The organism is Enteractinococcus fodinae, assembly GCF_031458395.1.
Classification (GTDB): Bacteria; Actinomycetota; Actinomycetes; order Actinomycetales; family Micrococcaceae; genus Yaniella; species Yaniella fodinae.
Map to the genome: position 1 here is coordinate 619,403 of NZ_JAVDYJ010000001.1, position 14,830 is coordinate 634,232.

The 14,830-nt window shown below is 58.6% G+C and carries 17 protein-coding genes; 9 read left to right on the top strand and 8 right to left on the bottom strand.

What is annotated here, in order from left to right; all coding sequences use genetic code 11:
* Nucleotides 1-28: 28 nt before the first annotated feature.
* Nucleotides 29-274 carry a glutaredoxin family protein gene (locus J2S62_RS02870; RefSeq protein WP_310171199.1) on the top strand — a complete coding sequence of 82 codons (246 nt, stop codon included), beginning with the start codon at nt 29-31 and terminating at the stop codon, nt 272-274.
* Entirely contained in the window at nt 271-906 is a 636-nt protein-coding gene (locus tag J2S62_RS02875; protein ID WP_310171201.1) for a redox-sensing transcriptional repressor Rex, read from the top strand. Before J2S62_RS02870 ends, J2S62_RS02875 begins: the two co-directional genes overlap by 4 nt.
* Here J2S62_RS02875 and J2S62_RS02880 read toward each other — a convergent pair.
* Nucleotides 882-1,751, bottom strand: coding sequence for an MFS transporter (locus tag J2S62_RS02880; RefSeq protein WP_310171203.1), 870 nt, complete (start codon nt 1,749-1,751; stop codon nt 882-884). The genes J2S62_RS02875 and J2S62_RS02880 overlap by 25 nt on opposite strands.
* A gap of 155 nt (nt 1,752-1,906) precedes the next feature.
* On the opposite strand from J2S62_RS02880, the gene J2S62_RS02885 reads away from it, so the two are divergent.
* The 5 genes from J2S62_RS02885 to ccsB all read left to right on the top strand — a co-directional run bounded on the left by J2S62_RS02885 (nt 1,907) and on the right by ccsB (nt 6,550).
* Nucleotides 1,907-2,551, top strand: a complete 645-nt coding sequence (locus J2S62_RS02885) for a histidine phosphatase family protein (RefSeq protein WP_310171204.1) — start codon at nt 1,907-1,909, stop codon at nt 2,549-2,551.
* A 63-nt stretch (nt 2,552-2,614) separates the two neighbouring features.
* Nucleotides 2,615-3,199: a TlpA family protein disulfide reductase gene (locus J2S62_RS02890; RefSeq protein WP_310171207.1), complete on the top strand. Its 585-nt coding sequence runs from the start codon at nt 2,615-2,617 to the stop codon at nt 3,197-3,199.
* The gene (locus J2S62_RS02895) at nt 3,196-3,948 is read left to right on the top strand and encodes a cytochrome c biogenesis CcdA family protein (protein ID WP_310171212.1); all 753 of its coding nucleotides are present in this window, start codon (nt 3,196-3,198) and stop codon (nt 3,946-3,948) included. The genes J2S62_RS02890 and J2S62_RS02895 overlap by 4 nt, the downstream gene beginning before the upstream one ends.
* Nucleotides 3,945-5,549: a cytochrome c biogenesis protein ResB gene (gene resB / locus J2S62_RS02900; RefSeq protein ID WP_310171215.1), complete on the top strand. Its 1,605-nt coding sequence runs from the start codon at nt 3,945-3,947 to the stop codon at nt 5,547-5,549. Before J2S62_RS02895 ends, resB begins: the two co-directional genes overlap by 4 nt.
* Complete coding sequence (gene ccsB / locus J2S62_RS02905; protein WP_310171218.1) at nt 5,546-6,550, top strand: c-type cytochrome biogenesis protein CcsB; 1,005 nt, start codon at nt 5,546-5,548, stop codon at nt 6,548-6,550. The genes resB and ccsB overlap by 4 nt, the downstream gene beginning before the upstream one ends.
* On the opposite strand, the gene J2S62_RS02910 is transcribed toward ccsB, so the two are convergent.
* Nucleotides 6,535-6,957, bottom strand: coding sequence for a PLDc N-terminal domain-containing protein (locus J2S62_RS02910; RefSeq protein WP_310171221.1), 423 nt, complete (start codon nt 6,955-6,957; stop codon nt 6,535-6,537). The genes ccsB and J2S62_RS02910 overlap by 16 nt on opposite strands.
* Nucleotides 6,958-7,016: 59 nt before the next feature.
* Here J2S62_RS02910 and J2S62_RS02915 point away from each other — a divergent pair, with 59 nt between their 5' ends.
* Nucleotides 7,017-7,340, top strand: coding sequence for a DUF4229 domain-containing protein (locus tag J2S62_RS02915; protein WP_310171223.1), 324 nt, complete (start codon nt 7,017-7,019; stop codon nt 7,338-7,340).
* On the opposite strand, the gene J2S62_RS02920 is transcribed toward J2S62_RS02915, so the two are convergent.
* Genes J2S62_RS02920 through J2S62_RS02930 form a run of 3 tightly spaced genes read right to left on the bottom strand, consistent with a single transcriptional unit; the run spans nt 7,290 to nt 10,179 of the window.
* Nucleotides 7,290-8,159, bottom strand: coding sequence for a 1,4-dihydroxy-2-naphthoate polyprenyltransferase (locus J2S62_RS02920; protein ID WP_310171225.1), 870 nt, complete (start codon nt 8,157-8,159; stop codon nt 7,290-7,292). The genes J2S62_RS02915 and J2S62_RS02920 overlap by 51 nt on opposite strands.
* A gap of 2 nt (nt 8,160-8,161) precedes the next feature.
* Nucleotides 8,162-9,226: an AMP-binding protein gene (locus J2S62_RS02925; RefSeq protein ID WP_310171227.1), complete on the bottom strand. Its 1,065-nt coding sequence runs from the start codon at nt 9,224-9,226 to the stop codon at nt 8,162-8,164.
* Nucleotides 9,226-10,179: a 1,4-dihydroxy-2-naphthoyl-CoA synthase gene (locus tag J2S62_RS02930; protein ID WP_310171230.1), complete on the bottom strand. Its 954-nt coding sequence runs from the start codon at nt 10,177-10,179 to the stop codon at nt 9,226-9,228. The genes J2S62_RS02925 and J2S62_RS02930 overlap by 1 nt, the downstream gene beginning before the upstream one ends.
* 19 nt (nt 10,180-10,198) lie before the next feature.
* On the opposite strand from J2S62_RS02930, the gene J2S62_RS02935 reads away from it, so the two are divergent.
* Nucleotides 10,199-10,897 carry a tyrosine-protein phosphatase gene (locus tag J2S62_RS02935; RefSeq protein WP_310171232.1) on the top strand — a complete coding sequence of 233 codons (699 nt, stop codon included), beginning with the start codon at nt 10,199-10,201 and terminating at the stop codon, nt 10,895-10,897.
* Between the two features lie 23 nt (nt 10,898-10,920).
* On the opposite strand, the gene J2S62_RS02940 is transcribed toward J2S62_RS02935, so the two are convergent.
* From J2S62_RS02940 to J2S62_RS02950, 3 genes are all read right to left on the bottom strand, one after another.
* Nucleotides 10,921-11,565: a hypothetical protein gene (locus tag J2S62_RS02940; protein ID WP_310171234.1), complete on the bottom strand. Its 645-nt coding sequence runs from the start codon at nt 11,563-11,565 to the stop codon at nt 10,921-10,923.
* 115 nt (nt 11,566-11,680) lie between these two features.
* A complete protein-coding gene (locus J2S62_RS02945; RefSeq protein ID WP_310171236.1) occupies nt 11,681-12,643 on the bottom strand; it encodes a diaminopimelate dehydrogenase in 963 nt (320 codons plus the stop codon).
* Nucleotides 12,640-14,817 carry a S9 family peptidase gene (locus J2S62_RS02950; protein WP_310171238.1) on the bottom strand — a complete coding sequence of 726 codons (2,178 nt, stop codon included), beginning with the start codon at nt 14,815-14,817 and terminating at the stop codon, nt 12,640-12,642. Before J2S62_RS02950 ends, J2S62_RS02945 begins: the two co-directional genes overlap by 4 nt.
* Nucleotides 14,818-14,830 lie beyond the last annotated feature (13 nt).

A 14,830-nucleotide genomic window follows, 5' to 3' on the forward strand; every position in this document is an offset into this window, starting at 1 on the left:
GTGTTTATCTACCCCGAAAGAATGGCCCGTGGAACTCAAACTGCTGACCAAACCAGAATGTCACTTGTGTGCTGCCGCCCGTCAAACTCTGGACGAAGTCACGGCAGAATACGACATGAGCTGGCAAGAGATCTCCACCACGGACCATCCAGAGCTGGCAGAGCAGTTCGCCGAAGAGATTCCCGTATTATTTATTGATGACAAACAGCGCGACTTCTGGGTGATCGATCCGGCCCGGCTCCGGCTGATGATTGAAGCCGGACGTGAGGCATGACCGACCAGCCCGCGGCTAAGAAGCTGTCGGCACGTACCCTATCGCGGTTGCCGCAGTATCTGCGCTATCTGGAGGTCATGCACGCGCAGGGGGTCGCCCACGTGACCTCGGCACAATTGGCCAAAGCTCTGGGGTGTTCTGATGCGCTAACTCGCAAGGATGTCGCTGCGATGGGGCACAGTGGCCGCGCCGGACAAGGCTACTCAGTTGAAGCACTACGCTACACGATCGCCCACATACTGGGGGTGACCAGCGGACGCCGGGTCCTGCTCGTGGGAGCCGGCAATTTAGGCACCGCACTGATGTCCTATGAAGGATTTGGGGACCGCGGGATGCACATTACCGCGGTGGCCGATAGCGATCCCGCAAAGATCGGACAAATCATCGGCGGGTACACCATTTTGGACATTAACGACATCGGCACCGACCACGATATGGAACTGGCCATCGTAGCGGTGCCGGGAGAGGTCGCCCAAGACGTCGCCGATATCCTCGTGGACGCTGGGATTACTGGGATATTGAATTTTGCGCCGCGCAGATTACAGGTGCCCGACCACGTCAGAGTGCAAACCGTGGATCTTTCAGCAGAGCTGCAAATCTTAGCGTTTCATCGGGATGGCACGTCGGGGTAAGCCCGCTTCGCGGCCTTCTGCCAGGCCTTGCGCCGGAAGTACTCGGTCGAAGCCGGCAGCCAAGCATACACAATCCCGACGATGCCCAGAATCACTGATGCTACGGAGAAGACAGCGGCTAACGGTGACACGAATGTGAAAGAAAACAGCGAGAAGACCGCGAAGATGGTGCCGATGATCCGCATCGAACGCCAACCATGGCGAATGCCGAGCGCCACGAGAATGTAGGCAACCAAGAAGATGACCGCTTGGGCAATCATCGAAGCCGTCATCATCGGTGAGTTGAGGTAGGCCGAGATGCTGTCGACGGGCAGCTCTGCCATCATTGGGCCGATCATATCGTCGAGCATCTGCATCTCTTGCTCACTCATGCCACGGTTTGGCAGGGAGAGCACGATCAACTGGGTGATGAGGTACGAGATGCCGGCAGCAATAATGGACCAAAACGCGAGATTGACGGTTTTGGGCCGTTCCGGTTCCTTGGCCATATCGGGATGCAGCTGCGGTCCACCAAATGGCTGCTGGCCATACGGTGCGCCGCCAGGTTGCTGATACCCAGGCTGCTGGTAGCCTGGCTGCTGGTATCCGGGCTGCTGCGAATATCCGGGGGATTGATAGCCGGGTTGTTGGAAACCGGGCTGCTGATAACCGGGCTGTTGGCCACCTTGTGGCCCGTATTCCGAGGATGCTTGCTGACCCTGTACTCCCTGTGGGCCGTATTCGGAAGCTGCCGAACTCCCGGACTGGGCTTGCGATTGCTGCAACTTTTGTTGATACTCGGCGAGCTCGTCGCCGGTGAGTCGAACCCCATAATCGGGATTGTCCTTAGAATGTTTTTCGTTCATGACAAGCCTTTCCGAAACAACTTTGCTCCTATCCTAACGAGTCAGTGCTGGTGCGCATGACAGCGGGCAGCAAAATTCTTACCCGGTAGCTTAAGCAGCCCACTGCAGCCAGCTCTGGACAAAACGGACATGAACTCTATGCAAAAATGAGCTGTATGACTGTTAGCGTGCATTTGGTTCGTCACGGCGAAGTGTTCAACCCCGATAAAGTGCTCTACGGCCGGCTCCCCGGCTTCGGGTTGTCGACGCTCGGCCACCAAATGGCCCAAGAATTAGCCGACGGCTGGGAAACCACGCCACAGATTTTAGTATCCTCCCCACTGCAACGCGCGCAAGAAACCATTGCACCCCTGGCCCAAAAATTCGCCATGGACATCAGAACCGATGATCGCGTACTGGAAGCCGACAACAGTTTCCAGGGGTTATCCGATATGCGGCGCCAACTGCGCAACCCGAAACTTTGGCCGCTGGTCCTTAACCCTTTCCGGCCGTCTTGGGGCGAGCCCTACTTCCAACAGGCCGATCGGATGGCCAAAGCTATTCAAGAGGTGCGAGACGAGCTGATGCTCACCCACGGACCGGGTGCTTCGGCAGTGGTGGTCTCTCATCAGCTGCCCATCTGGGTGACTCGCTTATCCGCAGAAGGCAAGCAATTGGCCCACGATCCGCGACGCAGACAGTGTTCGCTCGCTTCGGTCACCAGCTTTGAATTTGCCCCTGGCCAGCGCATCCCGACCGTGTCCTATAGCGAGCCTGTAGAGCACCTCAGCCAACACGCAGCAGCCCTACCAGGCGCCTAAACACTCAGGAACTACCCAGTAACCAGAACTAGACTCTTCCGCGGTATTTGAAAGGGAGAACTTGTGAGGAACAAGACGTCACGCGCACTGATCGGCCTAGCCATTGCGGGGTCCGTACTATTCACCGCGTGCTCGGGTGATGACCCATTGGCCGCCCAAGCCGGCAACTCCGGCGGCAAAAACTATATTGCCGGGGATGGCTCCGTCATGGAATTGGCGATCGACGAACGCAGCGAAACCGTCGAATTCTCCGGTGAAACCTTCACCGGCGAAACCATCTCGGCAGACACCCTCGACGGGCCAGCGCTAGTGAACTTCTGGTACGCCTCGTGTGCCCCCTGCCGTGTTGAAGCCCCAGACCTTGCCGAACTCAGTGAACAATACGCCGATGACGTCACCTTCGTGGGTGTCAATGTCCGCGACGGCGCCGATACCGCAGCCGCTTTCGAACGCAACTTCAACATCGATTACCCCTCCATTGAAGGCCGCGACGGCAAAGTACTCTTAGACTTCGCCGACTACGTGCCGCCCCAGGCTGTCCCAACCACCCTGATCCTCGACGATGAGGGTCGCGTTGCAGCTCGCGTGTTGGGTGCCGTGGAGCGTTCGACGCTGAACTCACTGCTCAGCGGCGTGGTGGAGGAATGAATAACCCGTTCGCCGAGATCGCACTAGACGGGTCCATGTGGCTAGCAATGCCGGTTGCGGCACTGGCCGGACTCGTCTCCTTTTTGTCCCCGTGCGTACTCCCGCTGGCTCCCGGGTACCTTGGTTATGTTTCCGGCCTATCGGGTGCCAGCGTGGAAGATACTCGACGCGGCCGAATGCTCACCGGTACCAGCCTGTTTGTGCTGGGATTTACCGTCGTATTCGTGACCGCCGGCTTGCTGCTGAGCCGGGTGTTCATCTGGCTCAAAGGCGATGGCCAATGGCTCACCCAGGTGCTAGGGCTGGTCGTCATCCTGATGGGCATCGTGTTTATGGGCGGCCTATCATTTTTCCAGCGTGACCGAAAGCTCCAATACCAACCCACAGCGGGACTATGGGGCGCACCTGTATTGGGAATGATTTTTGGACTGGGATGGGCCCCGTGCATCGGGCCGACCATGGCGGCCGTGATCGCGATGTCCACCGCAGGCACTGAGAATATGTGGCGCGGTGGCATCTTGGCGGTCGTCTATTCGCTCGGGCTCGGCATTCCTTTTATCCTGCTGGCCCTGGGCTTCTCGCGTGGTATGAAACGCCTGGCCTTTTTCCGCAAACACCGCCTATTCATCATGCGTGCCGGTGGTGTCCTGTTAATTCTGCTCGGTCTGGCCATGGCTACCGGGCTGTGGACTGACTGGGTTAACCAGCTGCAAGGCTGGTTTACCAACGAGGTGACACTACCGATTTGAGTACCAAACTAAAACAACCCAAACAGCAGCAGCCCGCCATGCCGGCGCTCGGCTTCCGGGGTACGCTGCGCTTCGTATGGAATCAGTTGACCAGTATGCGCACCGCGCTGATGCTGCTGTTGCTACTGGCCGTAGCTGCTGTGCCCGGTTCGTTGTTCCCACAGCGTCGAGCCGGCGCCGACGTCGTCGAAACCTGGATCGAAGATAACCCCACGCTCGGTCCTATTCTGGATGCGGTGGGGATGTTTGACGTCTACTCCTCGGTCTGGTTCTCGGCGATCTACCTGTTGCTGATGGTCTCCCTGGTGGGGTGTCTGTGGCCGCGCGGACGCCAACACTTCAAGACCCTGCGTCAACCTCCAGCCCGGACACCACGCAATCTCAAACGCCTGCCCGAATACGGGCAACTGGTATTGGAAGCCCACGGACCCACCCCGGACCAGGCCCTAGTAGATGCCCAAGGTATCCTCAAAAAAGCCGGGTACCGCACCGAACTGCGCGACGGCTCCGTGGGAGCCGAACGCGGCTACCTCCGCGAAGTCGGCAATATTTTGTTCCACTTCGGGTTATTAGGCGTCATCGTGTTCATGGGGATCGGCGGCCTGTTCAAATACGAGGGCCAAAAGATCATTGTTGAAGGGGACGGGTTTACCAACAACCTGGTCTCCTATGACTCCTTCACCCCCGGCACAGCATTCTCCGAAGACCGGCTCCACCCGTTTTCGATACAGCTCGAAGACTTCGACATCGTCTTCGACCGCGAATCCGAGTCGCACTTCGGGCAGGCACTCGACTACACGGCCAGCATGCAAGTCATTCCGGCACCGGGTGAAGAACCTTATCAGGATGAGATCAAAGTCAACGACCCGCTGACCATTGATGGAGTCCGGATCTTCCTGGTCGGAAATGGATACGCGCCCAACGTCACGGTGACCGACGGCAATGGCGATGTGGCCTACTCCGGCCCGGTCATCGCCCAAATTCAGGACCCCAACGTCAACAGCTCGCTGGTCGTACTCAAGGTCCCCGATGCCCGTCCTGAGCAGCTGGGCTTTGTCGGGATGTTCTTACCCACCTCATACACCGGCGATGACGGGGTCGCAATATCCATTGACCCCGATGCGTACAATCCCGAGATGATCCTGAACTCCTACTACGGCGACATCGGACTGGATTCGGGCATCCCACAGAACGTGTACGTGCTCGATACCGAGACTATGACCGAACTGAACTCCCGGAATAACGACTACGGGGGCATCACGCTGGGCCTGGGGGACACCTACGAGCTCCCAGAGAACATGGGTAGCATTACCTTTAACTCCTGGGATCGCTACGTCGGCCTTGACCTCCACTACGACCCTTCCAAATGGGGTGTGGGCTTCTTCGCGACCCTGGCGCTGATCGCACTGGTCTTCTCCCTGTACGTTCGTCGTCGTCGCGCATGGGTTAAAGCCAGTGAACAAGATGGTCACACCGTCATCGAATACGGGCTGCTGGCACGCGGGGAGACCTTCGGGCTGCGCGATGAAAATATCAAGCTTCGTCAAACATTCGACAACACTTGGCCGGTCATCCCGCCAACCACTTCGGAGGACTCATGACACCCGTCAATGAAACGCTGGCTCAGTACAGCGAACTCTTCATGCTGATTGCAGCCCTGATCTATTTAGTGGCTTTCCTATTCTTCTCCTGGGATATGGCCACCGCCTCGCGGTCTATTAAAAAACTTGAGGCCGAGCTAGAAACCCAGGAGTCCAAACAGCTCGTGGGCGCCGGCGGTCCCGGCGTCGATGAGCCCAGTGGCTCGACCAGACGTCATCAGCTGGTCTCTGACGATATGGAATACACCGATGGCGTCAAACGGCCCGCGGCCAATATCGCCGTGGCCATCATGGCGGTAGCGACGCTGGCTCACGCCTTCGCGGTCGTTGCTCGTGCCGTGGCGGCCTCCCGGGCGCCGTGGGGCAACCTCTATGAATTCATGACCTCCGGGGCGCTGGTCATCTCGTTGGTCTACCTGCTGTTTTTGATTCGCAAAGATCTGCGTTTCGTCGGCACCTTCGTTTCGGGTGTGGTGCTGTTGATGATGATGGCCGCAACCATCGGTTTCCCCACCCCGGTGGGTAACGTCCAACCGGCCCTGCAATCCTGGTGGCTGATCACTCACGTCTCGGTGGCCGTGATTGCCTACGGGATCTTTGCGATAACCTGTGCGATGTCCCTGCTGCAGCTGATGAAACAACGTGCAGAAAAACGCGGCCCAGCCACCGGTTTCATGCGCCTGGTGCCATCCTCGCTCGCGTTGGAGAACTGGTCCTACCGACTCAATGCGATCGGGTTCGTGATGTGGACCTTCACCCTGATCGCCGGTGCCATCTGGGCCGAACAGGCCTGGGGACGCTACTGGAACTGGGATGCGAAAGAGGTCTGGACGTTCGTCATTTGGGTCATCTACGCCGGGTACTTGCACGCCCGTGCGACCCGCGGTTGGACCGGCACTAGGTCAGCGTGGCTGAACATCATCGGATTCTCATCCATCGTGTTCAATGTCACGATCGTCAACCTGTACTTCCCGTCGCTGCACTCTTATGCCGGGTTCTGATCCTCATCGGCGTCGTCAGAGTCAGCTTCTGAATCAGGCTTCTTCTTGAATTTTTCTTCCCGACGACGAAGCTCTGCTTCGCGTTCCCGCAGTTCTCGAGCCTTGCGCTCTTGGGCCCGCTGGATATCTAACTGGCGGAGAAACTCCTCGTCGTCGTCAGGATTCGATGGACGAGTGGGCCCGGAGGCCTTCTTGAAACCCTGCACCGTGGACGCCAGGTAGGAGTTCTCGTTGCCAAATAACAGCCACAGCACACCACCGACCAACGGGACCAGTACAATGACGACGATCCACACGCCTTTGGGCATGATGCGTATCCGCTCCGACGGCGTCGAAATAGCCTCAATGAGGGCATAAATCATGATGCCCAGGGATACGAGGATCAGTGGAATTAACAAACGTGGCATGGCACCCATCTTACGAACTCGTAGGCTTTAAAGCACACCTAGCCAAGAATGGAGACTTCATGAAATTTTGGCTGTATACGGCCCTGAGATTCTTACTCTTTGGGGTCGGATTTTTTATCACCGTGTTCTTCACGAACAACGTGTTTTACGCATTAGCGGTCGGTCTGATCACCGGGTTCGCCCTGACATACCTGTTCACCCCAAAGCTGCGGAAAGAAGCCTCAGAAGACCTCATTCGGGCCCTGGATTCACGCAAACGCAACAAGGTCGCCGTCGATGATGCCGACGCCGAAGACGCCTACACACGAGGCCGTTTCGCCGACGCGGAAGACCTACAGGACAACGCCCAGGGTGAACACAATGGCGTAGAGGATCCCAAATAAACCGGTCATTTTCAGCACCGGAATCAGCTCACCGCGTTCTTCCGCTTCCAGCATGATCAACGAGGGCCGGACCGAGGCCACCAGCAGGATCAGCATCAGCCACAACCAGGGATGTTCCTGCGCGTACAGCAGGGGCACACCGATGGCGACGGCCAGCATGATCGGATACGACCAGCGGGCTTTCGTGTCACCTAACCGGACGGCCAGCGTCTTCTTGCCGGCCTCGGTATCCGTGGGAATATCGCGGACATTATTGGCCATCAGCAGTGCGGTAGAGACCAGTCCGGTACCGACCGCCCCCGTGACCGCCAGGCCCGAGATCTCTCCGGCTTGGGTGTAGGTCGTACCCAGCACAGCAACCAGACCAAAGAACACGAAAACAAAGACTTCGCCCAGTCCGAGATAGCCATAGGGTTTTTTCCCGCCGGTATAGAACCACGCCGCAACAATAGACGCGACCCCGATGATCATCAGCCACCAGGCTTGCGACCACACCGTCAGCGCCAGCCCAGCGACCGCTGCCAGCCCGTAAAAGGCAAAGGCCATATTGCGCACGGTGACGGGCGCTGCCGCCCCAGAACCGGTCAGCCGGAACGGGCCAACCCGCTGGTCATCGGTGCCTCGAATCCCATCGGAATAGTCATTGGAATAGTTCACCCCGATTTGTAGGGCTAACGCCACGATCAGGGCCAGCAGGGCTTTGCCCGCGTGAAATGAGTCGAGTTCGGCGGCTGCAGCACTGCCCACCACCACCGGTGCGATCGCCATGGGCAGGGTGCGTAAGCGGGCGGCTGCCACCCACTGAGAAAACGAAGCCAATACTATTCCTTTGCTAACCATTCGGTGAGAGTGATGCGATCCGGTTTGCCGTTGTCTAACATCGGCAATGACTCGACGCGTAACCACGTCTTGGGCACCGCGGGGGCACCCAGTGCTGACCGAATCGCGTCCGCTAAGACCTCCTGCGAGGTGTCTCCGGTGATCACAGCGCTGACCCGTTGCCCCCACCGGTCATCGGGCAGGCCGGTCACAAATGCTGCTGGCATCCAATGCTGCAAGACGTTTTGCACCTGGGCGGCCGATACTTTGACCCCACCGGTGTTGATCACATCATCTAAGCGACCAAAAACCTGAACCGTCCCGTCGGTGACGGTCCCGTAGTCATCGGTCAGATACGAGCCGGCGGAGAAATGGGCGGCGGTGAGCTCGGGATCATCAAAGTAACCTGCGGCCACCATCGGACCGGTGATACGCAGTCGCTCGACCCCGTGGTGTTCGACCGTATCCACGGTCACGCCCGGCAGGGGAATACCGTCATAAACACAGCCACCGCAGGTTTCCGACATCCCGTAGGTCTTATACAGCTTCAGGCCATATTGCTGTGCGGCGTCCGTGATGCGCGCAGGGATGGCTGCGCCACCGACCAGGATCGCCGAATACGACTGCAAAGCAGTTATCGCCTCATCGTGGTCAAGCAGCTGCAGCATCTGGGTGGGCACCATTGAGACCGCGGTGAAGTCATGGTCTAACTGTTGCGTCCCGGCAACGAATGCTTCGGGACCAAAACTTGGGTCGATGACCACCGGCGTGGTGCCGGCTTGCACCGAGCGGGACACCACTGCCAGTCCGGCTACGTACTGGGTGCCCACGGCGAGCAGCCACTGACCTTCGCCACCGATATGTTCAGCGGTAGCTTTGGCAGATGCGGCCAGTGCGGAGGCAGTGAGTATGGTCTGTTTTGGGGTGCCAGTAGAACCCGAGGTTCGGACGACGGCGACTGCCTCAGGGTGGCCCCGAACCGGGTCGGTAATGTCCGGGCGGGGCATGACACCCGTAGCGGTGGCCTCGAACGGTGTGCCCGATGCGAGTGCTTGATAGACGTCCATTAGAAGTAATACGGGAACTGTGACCAGTCTGGATCGCGTTTTTCTAAGAAAGCATCCCGGCCTTCGACGGCCTCATCGGTCATGTACCCCATGCGGGTAGCTTCACCGGCGAAGACCTGTTGACCGGCCATTCCGTCGTCAGCGAGGTTGAACGCATATTTCAGCATCCGAATGGCCTGCGGGGACTGGGCATTGATATCTGCCGCGTATTCGAGCGCGACGGTTTCAAGCTGTTCGTGGTCGACCGATTCGTTCACCGCGCCCATCTCCACCATCTGATCTGCAGAATACTCGCGCGCAGTGAAGAAGATCTCGCGGGCACGCTTTTGCCCAACGTGGCGCGCCAACAGTGCCGATCCGTACCCGGCATCGAAGGACCCGACGGTCGCATCGGTCTGTTTGAATTTCCCGTGCTGTTTCGAGGCAAGGGTCAGGTCTGAGACCACGTGCAGCGAGTGACCGCCCCCTGCCGCCCATCCATTGACCACCGCAATGACGACTTTGGGGCTGGTGCGCATCAGGCGCTGGACTTCTAGAATGTGGAGTCGCCCGGCGCGTGCTGGATCGACGGATTCTGCGGTCTCCCCTTCGGCATACCGATAACCATCGCGGCCGCGAATGCGTTGGTCACCGCCGGAGCAGAAGGAATGTCCGCCGTCTTTGGGAGAGGGGCCGTTGCCGGTGAGTAACACGGTGCCTACATCTGAGGTCATGCGAGCGTGGTCGATGGCTCGGTAGAGTTCATCCACGGTTCCGGGTCGGAAGGCGTTGCGCACTTCGGGACGGTCAAAGGCGATACGCACGGTGCCCAGGTCGCGGACCCAGTTGCCGTCGCCGTCGCGTTCAACATGGCGGTGGTATGTGATGTCTTGGAAATCGAAACCTTGGACGGTACGCCACTGGTTCGGGTCGAAGATATCGGAAACTTTTTCTGGCACAGGATAGTTACTCACATGGCATAGTCTATACAACATGGTCAGGTCTCAAGTGCAGTATCTTCACCCAGCAAAGTGGTCCGGAGCCCGCAATGCCTGGCAGGTCCGAGACGGCCTGTGGCGAATGGGGCGTGCCGAGTGGGTGGACGCCACCGGGTGGCAACAAATGCTTGCCGACGGCGTGGCAACCGTGATTGATGTTCGGACCCCACCGGAGATCAAAGCCCGCGAACACGATCCAGCCCCGGCGGTCCCGGCAGCAATTGAGCGGATTCACTTACCGGTTGAAGACATCCATCACGAGTCCTTTTGGCAACGTCATGCGCCGTATCCGATGCATCCGGACGCGTATCACGACACCATGGAGACCTTTGGTGACCGGGTCGCTACTGCCATTGCAACGGTTTTGGAATCCTGGGAAACAGGCGGGACCGTCTTACACTGCACTGCCGGCCGAGATCGTACCGGCTTGGTGCTGGGCTTGATGCTGCAGTTACCCGACATTCCCGGTGGTGCCGCCGATTGGGAAGAACAAGCCCGGGTTTATGCCTCAGGTGCGCACGGGATCAACGAACACCACCGAACCAGCCCGATTCCGCACCCGTATGAGTCATACTTAGAGCCGGCAGAGTTTCAACGGGAACTCGAGGACCGTCTGGCCAGCTACCGGAGGTTCTTAGCAGAGTGGCCGGGTGCGCGAGTCCAAGAGTTACTCGCGACGTCTCGAAACGACTGACACCATCCGTGACGGGTAGGGAATTACCTGCGCGCTTTGGTGAAAAATTCAGTCGGCTGCGGTGCATTCAGCAATGACTCGATATACGTGAAGCGTCCCTTGGTCCGGTACCGAGCCAGTGCCCAACCGGTGAAAATTGCCGGGGAGGTGCCAAGGATCATGTCGGTCATGGTGTCAAAGTTGTGGTCCTGAGCCGAGGTTCCTAGCACCAAATCCCACACGAACTCAGCGATCTCCCACACCAGAGCAACGAAACCTTTCGCAACCACGAGGATGGCCACTTCGAACCACAGTGGCAGCCACAGTTGATATTTGCGCAAGATGAGACCCAATGCAAAGACCAGACCAAAGCCCACGGCAAACCCGGAGTACAGGTGGACCAACTTATCCCATGGGCCTCGCTGGTACATGCCTAAATATTCACCGCCATAGGGTCCGGCCAGGAGCAGGGCGGCATATTGCCACTGCAGGTTCAGCGGAATATGTATCTTCGCCCACTTTTCGACAATCCACGGTGCGATGGTCGGGATCATGGTGAGCACGGCCACGATGGCCCGGTACCAGTGGCCGATACTTGCGGCAAGAATGGCTGAAACCAATGCGATGACCGCTGTGGTCAGCATCGGGATATGACGTCTGATCGTTGCGTAACGGGTTGTGGGTTCCATTACGTCTCCACGCTACAAGAGCGCCTATATAGAGACGATCATTCATCGACGACGTCTAGCAAAATGCCCCCGCTCCAGTACGTGGAGCGGGGGCATAGGGTGTTGGAAGAGTGAGTTAGACCAGTCCGGTCTCCATCATCTCCTGCAACGACTGTTGGCTAAGGAGGTACAGTGGCACTTCCAGCACGGTGTACGCGCCTGAGTTGCCCTGGTCTTTCAACCGAGCTGCTGCCCGACCGAAAGCAACCATGGCGGCTGCGGTGAAGTTTGGGTTTGATTCGAGTGCGAGGCTGAACTCGACGCTGGCATTATGGCCCTGCAGATCACCAGTCGTGATGACATATCCACCATGTGGTGCGCCCTGGTGATCGCGTTCGAATTCCTCGTTGGACACGAAATGCACGGTGGTGTCGTAGGGTTCGAAGTAGTCGGGCATCGTGGTGATTTCTTCACGAATCCGATCGTGATCTGCTGCATCAGCCACGATGTAGACGATCCGCTCGTGGGAGGTGGTCTTCGATAGGCCCTGCCCGTTGCCGGCCCGGGCCTGATCAATGGCATCTTGTGCCGGGATGGTGTATTGCACCCCGCGTCTCACCCCGGCAACCTGACGAACCGCATCTGAGTGACCCTGCGACAGGCCCTTCCCCCAGAACGTGTTCTGGATGGGCTCGGGAAACAGCGATAGTCCAAGCACCCGATTCATGGAGAACAGGCCTGGATCCCAACCGGTCGACACGATGGCTACGTTGTCGTTGGCTTTGGCTGCTTGATCCATTGCCGCATAATGTTCGGCCACCTTGGAGTGGTTATCGTAAGTGTCCACGGTGGTGAAGTGTTCGGCGAATCCAGCAGCTTGTTCTGGAATGTCAGTGGCTGAACCCACGCACAAAAACAACACGTCGATGTCGTCTTTGTACTTGTGCGCATCGGCTACCGGGTAGACGGTCGCGTTCGTGTCGAGGGTCTCGCGGCGGGAGAAAATGCCGAAGAGTTCGAAGTCATCGAGCTTGCCGATGAGGTATTCCACGGCTTGGCCGAGGTTTCCGTAGCCTACGATGCCGGCTTTGATGTTCATGTGTCCTCCTGTGGGAATTTGAGGTCTTGGGCGTTGAGGGCGGTCAGGATGAAGGCGAAGTCCCAAGCCCGGTCTTCCCAGGCGCGGTACCGACCGGAGGCTCCGCCGTGGCCGCCTTCCATTTCGGTTTTCAGCACGATGGGGGAGCCGCCTTCAGCCAGCGCAGTGTCCTGGTCGTTGGTTGCGGTGGCTCGCAGTTGTTGGACCCATTTGGCGGGTTCGACGTAGAGCACTCGGGTGTCGTGCAGCGAGGTGACGGCGGCGATCGCCGGATAGTTGGTTTCGCGCACGTTGTGGTACGGGGTGTAGCTGAGCATGTAGTCGAAGACTTCCTTATCTTCGATTGGGTTACCCCATTCTTCCCACTCCAGCGCGGTCAGCGGCAGGTCGGGATCCAAAATCGAAGTCAGCGCATCAACGAAGGGTACTTGGGCCACGCAGACCCGGTAGAGCTCTGGTGCCATATTCAGTACGCCACCCATGAGCAATCCGCCGGCTGAACCACCCATGGCCGCGATCCGATTAGGGTGGACCCAGCCGGAGGAGGCCACGAAGCGGGTCGCGTCGATGAAGTCGGTAAACGAATTCTTTTTCGCAAGCTTTTTACCGTTTTCATACCAGGCGCGCCCCAGTTCGCCACCGCCGCGGACGTGGGCCACCACGTAGATCACGCCACGGTCCAACAGCGATAACCGTGATGGACCAAAAGCCGGGTCCATGGACATCTCATAAGAACCGTAGCCGTAGATCAGCGCTGGGTTATCGCCGTTCCATTCGACATCTTTGTGCCGGATGACGGTCAGGGGGATAGCCACTCGGCGGTCGGTGGATTCTGCCGGGGCCCACCAGCGTTCGACCAGGTATAGGTCGGGATCGTAGCCGGGAACTTCGGTGGCGCGACGTAAGTGGGAGGAATTGGTTGCCGGATCGTAGTCCAGGATTTGCGCCGGGGTGATCCAGGAGGTGTAGGCCAAACGGATATAGGGCGAGTCGATGTGCTGGCCCACCGGTGAAGCAGAGTAGAGCTCTTCGGGGAATGCCGGTTCGACGACCTCGGCTTGGGCCTGGGTGCCAAGTCCCGCTAACGGGAGAACCCACATGCGCGGGGTGGTTTCGGCGCGCACCGCAGCAAAGAGGTATTCGCGCGTCACGCCGACCCCGTCGAGTTTGATGGTCTCGGAGTGGGCGAATACGGTGCGCCATACGGAACGGTCGGCCACCTGATCAGCATCCACGATCGAGACCTGATTATTGGGCAGCTGGGTGCCGTCGGCGGCACGGTTATGCGTGATCAGATACTGGTCGCCCACCGGCAGCACGTCGTGCAGTGAGCGTTCGGAACGGCTGATGACCAGCTCCAACGGGGCGGCGATGGTTTCCAGATCCAGGACGTGGGTTTCGGTAACTTCAGAGTTGCCAAGTTCCAAGATCAGTTTGGTTTTATCCGGGCTCAAGCCGAATCCGCCCCACATTTGGGGGTCATCTTCCTGGTAGAGCAGCGCGTCGATGGCCACATCGGTGCCGATGCGGTGAGACTTGAGCCGGTACGGACGCCAGGCTTCATCGGGTTCCATATAGAACACGCGGGTGCCCGAGGGGTCAAAGGCGATGCCGTAGGCCAGGCCGGAAATCTCGTCGGGGAGTTGTTCCCCGGTGCGTAAATCCCGGATACGCAGGGTGAAGCGCTCATCGCCGGTTTCGTCCACCAGGTAGGCCAGCAGGTTTCCGTCGGGTGAGACTGTCATGCCGCCCAGGGAGAAGAACGGAACCTTTTCGGCTTCAACGTTGCCGTCGAGGATGACCTGTTCGCCCTCCAGCGGTTCACCGCGCTGGATCTGGGGTGGCTCCCACGAATCATCGACGACCGGTACGCGGCAGTGCACGCTGTACTGGGCACCTTCTTCGGTCCGGGTGAAATACCACCAGTCGTCAATCCGCGACGGCACCGACATGTCGGTTTCTACCGTGTGGGATTTGATCTCAGCGAATATGGTCTCGCGCAGTGCTTGTTGGTCTGCGGTCACCGCATCGGTGTAAGCGTTCTCAGCATTGAGATGGGCAATGGTGTCTGGGTTGTCTGGGTCTTTGAGCCAGTCCCAGTCATCCGTAAGTTCCACGCCGTGGTGGACCGTGGTAACGGGGACTCGTGTGGCTTTTGGAGGGGTAGCAGTCATGATTTCCACTATA

Bases quoted from the DNA above. Each gene is read 5' to 3' on its own strand.
- J2S62_RS02875 (WP_310171201.1), top strand. From the start codon at position 271: ATGACCGACCAGCCCGCGGCTAAGAAGCTGTCGGCACGTACCCTATCG.
- J2S62_RS02880 (WP_310171203.1), bottom strand. From the start codon at position 1,751: ATGAACGAAAAACATTCTAAGGACAATCCCGATTATGGGGTTCGACTC.
- J2S62_RS02885 (WP_310171204.1), top strand. From the start codon at position 1,907: ATGACTGTTAGCGTGCATTTGGTTCGTCACGGCGAAGTGTTCAACCCC.
- J2S62_RS02895 (WP_310171212.1), top strand. From the start codon at position 3,196: ATGAATAACCCGTTCGCCGAGATCGCACTAGACGGGTCCATGTGGCTA.
- ccsB (WP_310171218.1), top strand. From the start codon at position 5,546: ATGACACCCGTCAATGAAACGCTGGCTCAGTACAGCGAACTCTTCATG.
- J2S62_RS02910 (WP_310171221.1), bottom strand. From the start codon at position 6,957: ATGCCACGTTTGTTAATTCCACTGATCCTCGTATCCCTGGGCATCATG.
- J2S62_RS02915 (WP_310171223.1), top strand. From the start codon at position 7,017: ATGAAATTTTGGCTGTATACGGCCCTGAGATTCTTACTCTTTGGGGTC.
- J2S62_RS02925 (WP_310171227.1), bottom strand. From the start codon at position 9,226: ATGGACGTCTATCAAGCACTCGCATCGGGCACACCGTTCGAGGCCACC.
- J2S62_RS02935 (WP_310171232.1), top strand. From the start codon at position 10,199: ATGGTCAGGTCTCAAGTGCAGTATCTTCACCCAGCAAAGTGGTCCGGA.
- J2S62_RS02940 (WP_310171234.1), bottom strand. From the start codon at position 11,565: ATGGAACCCACAACCCGTTACGCAACGATCAGACGTCATATCCCGATG.
- J2S62_RS02945 (WP_310171236.1), bottom strand. From the start codon at position 12,643: ATGAACATCAAAGCCGGCATCGTAGGCTACGGAAACCTCGGCCAAGCC.
- J2S62_RS02950 (WP_310171238.1), bottom strand. From the start codon at position 14,817: ATGACTGCTACCCCTCCAAAAGCCACACGAGTCCCCGTTACCACGGTC.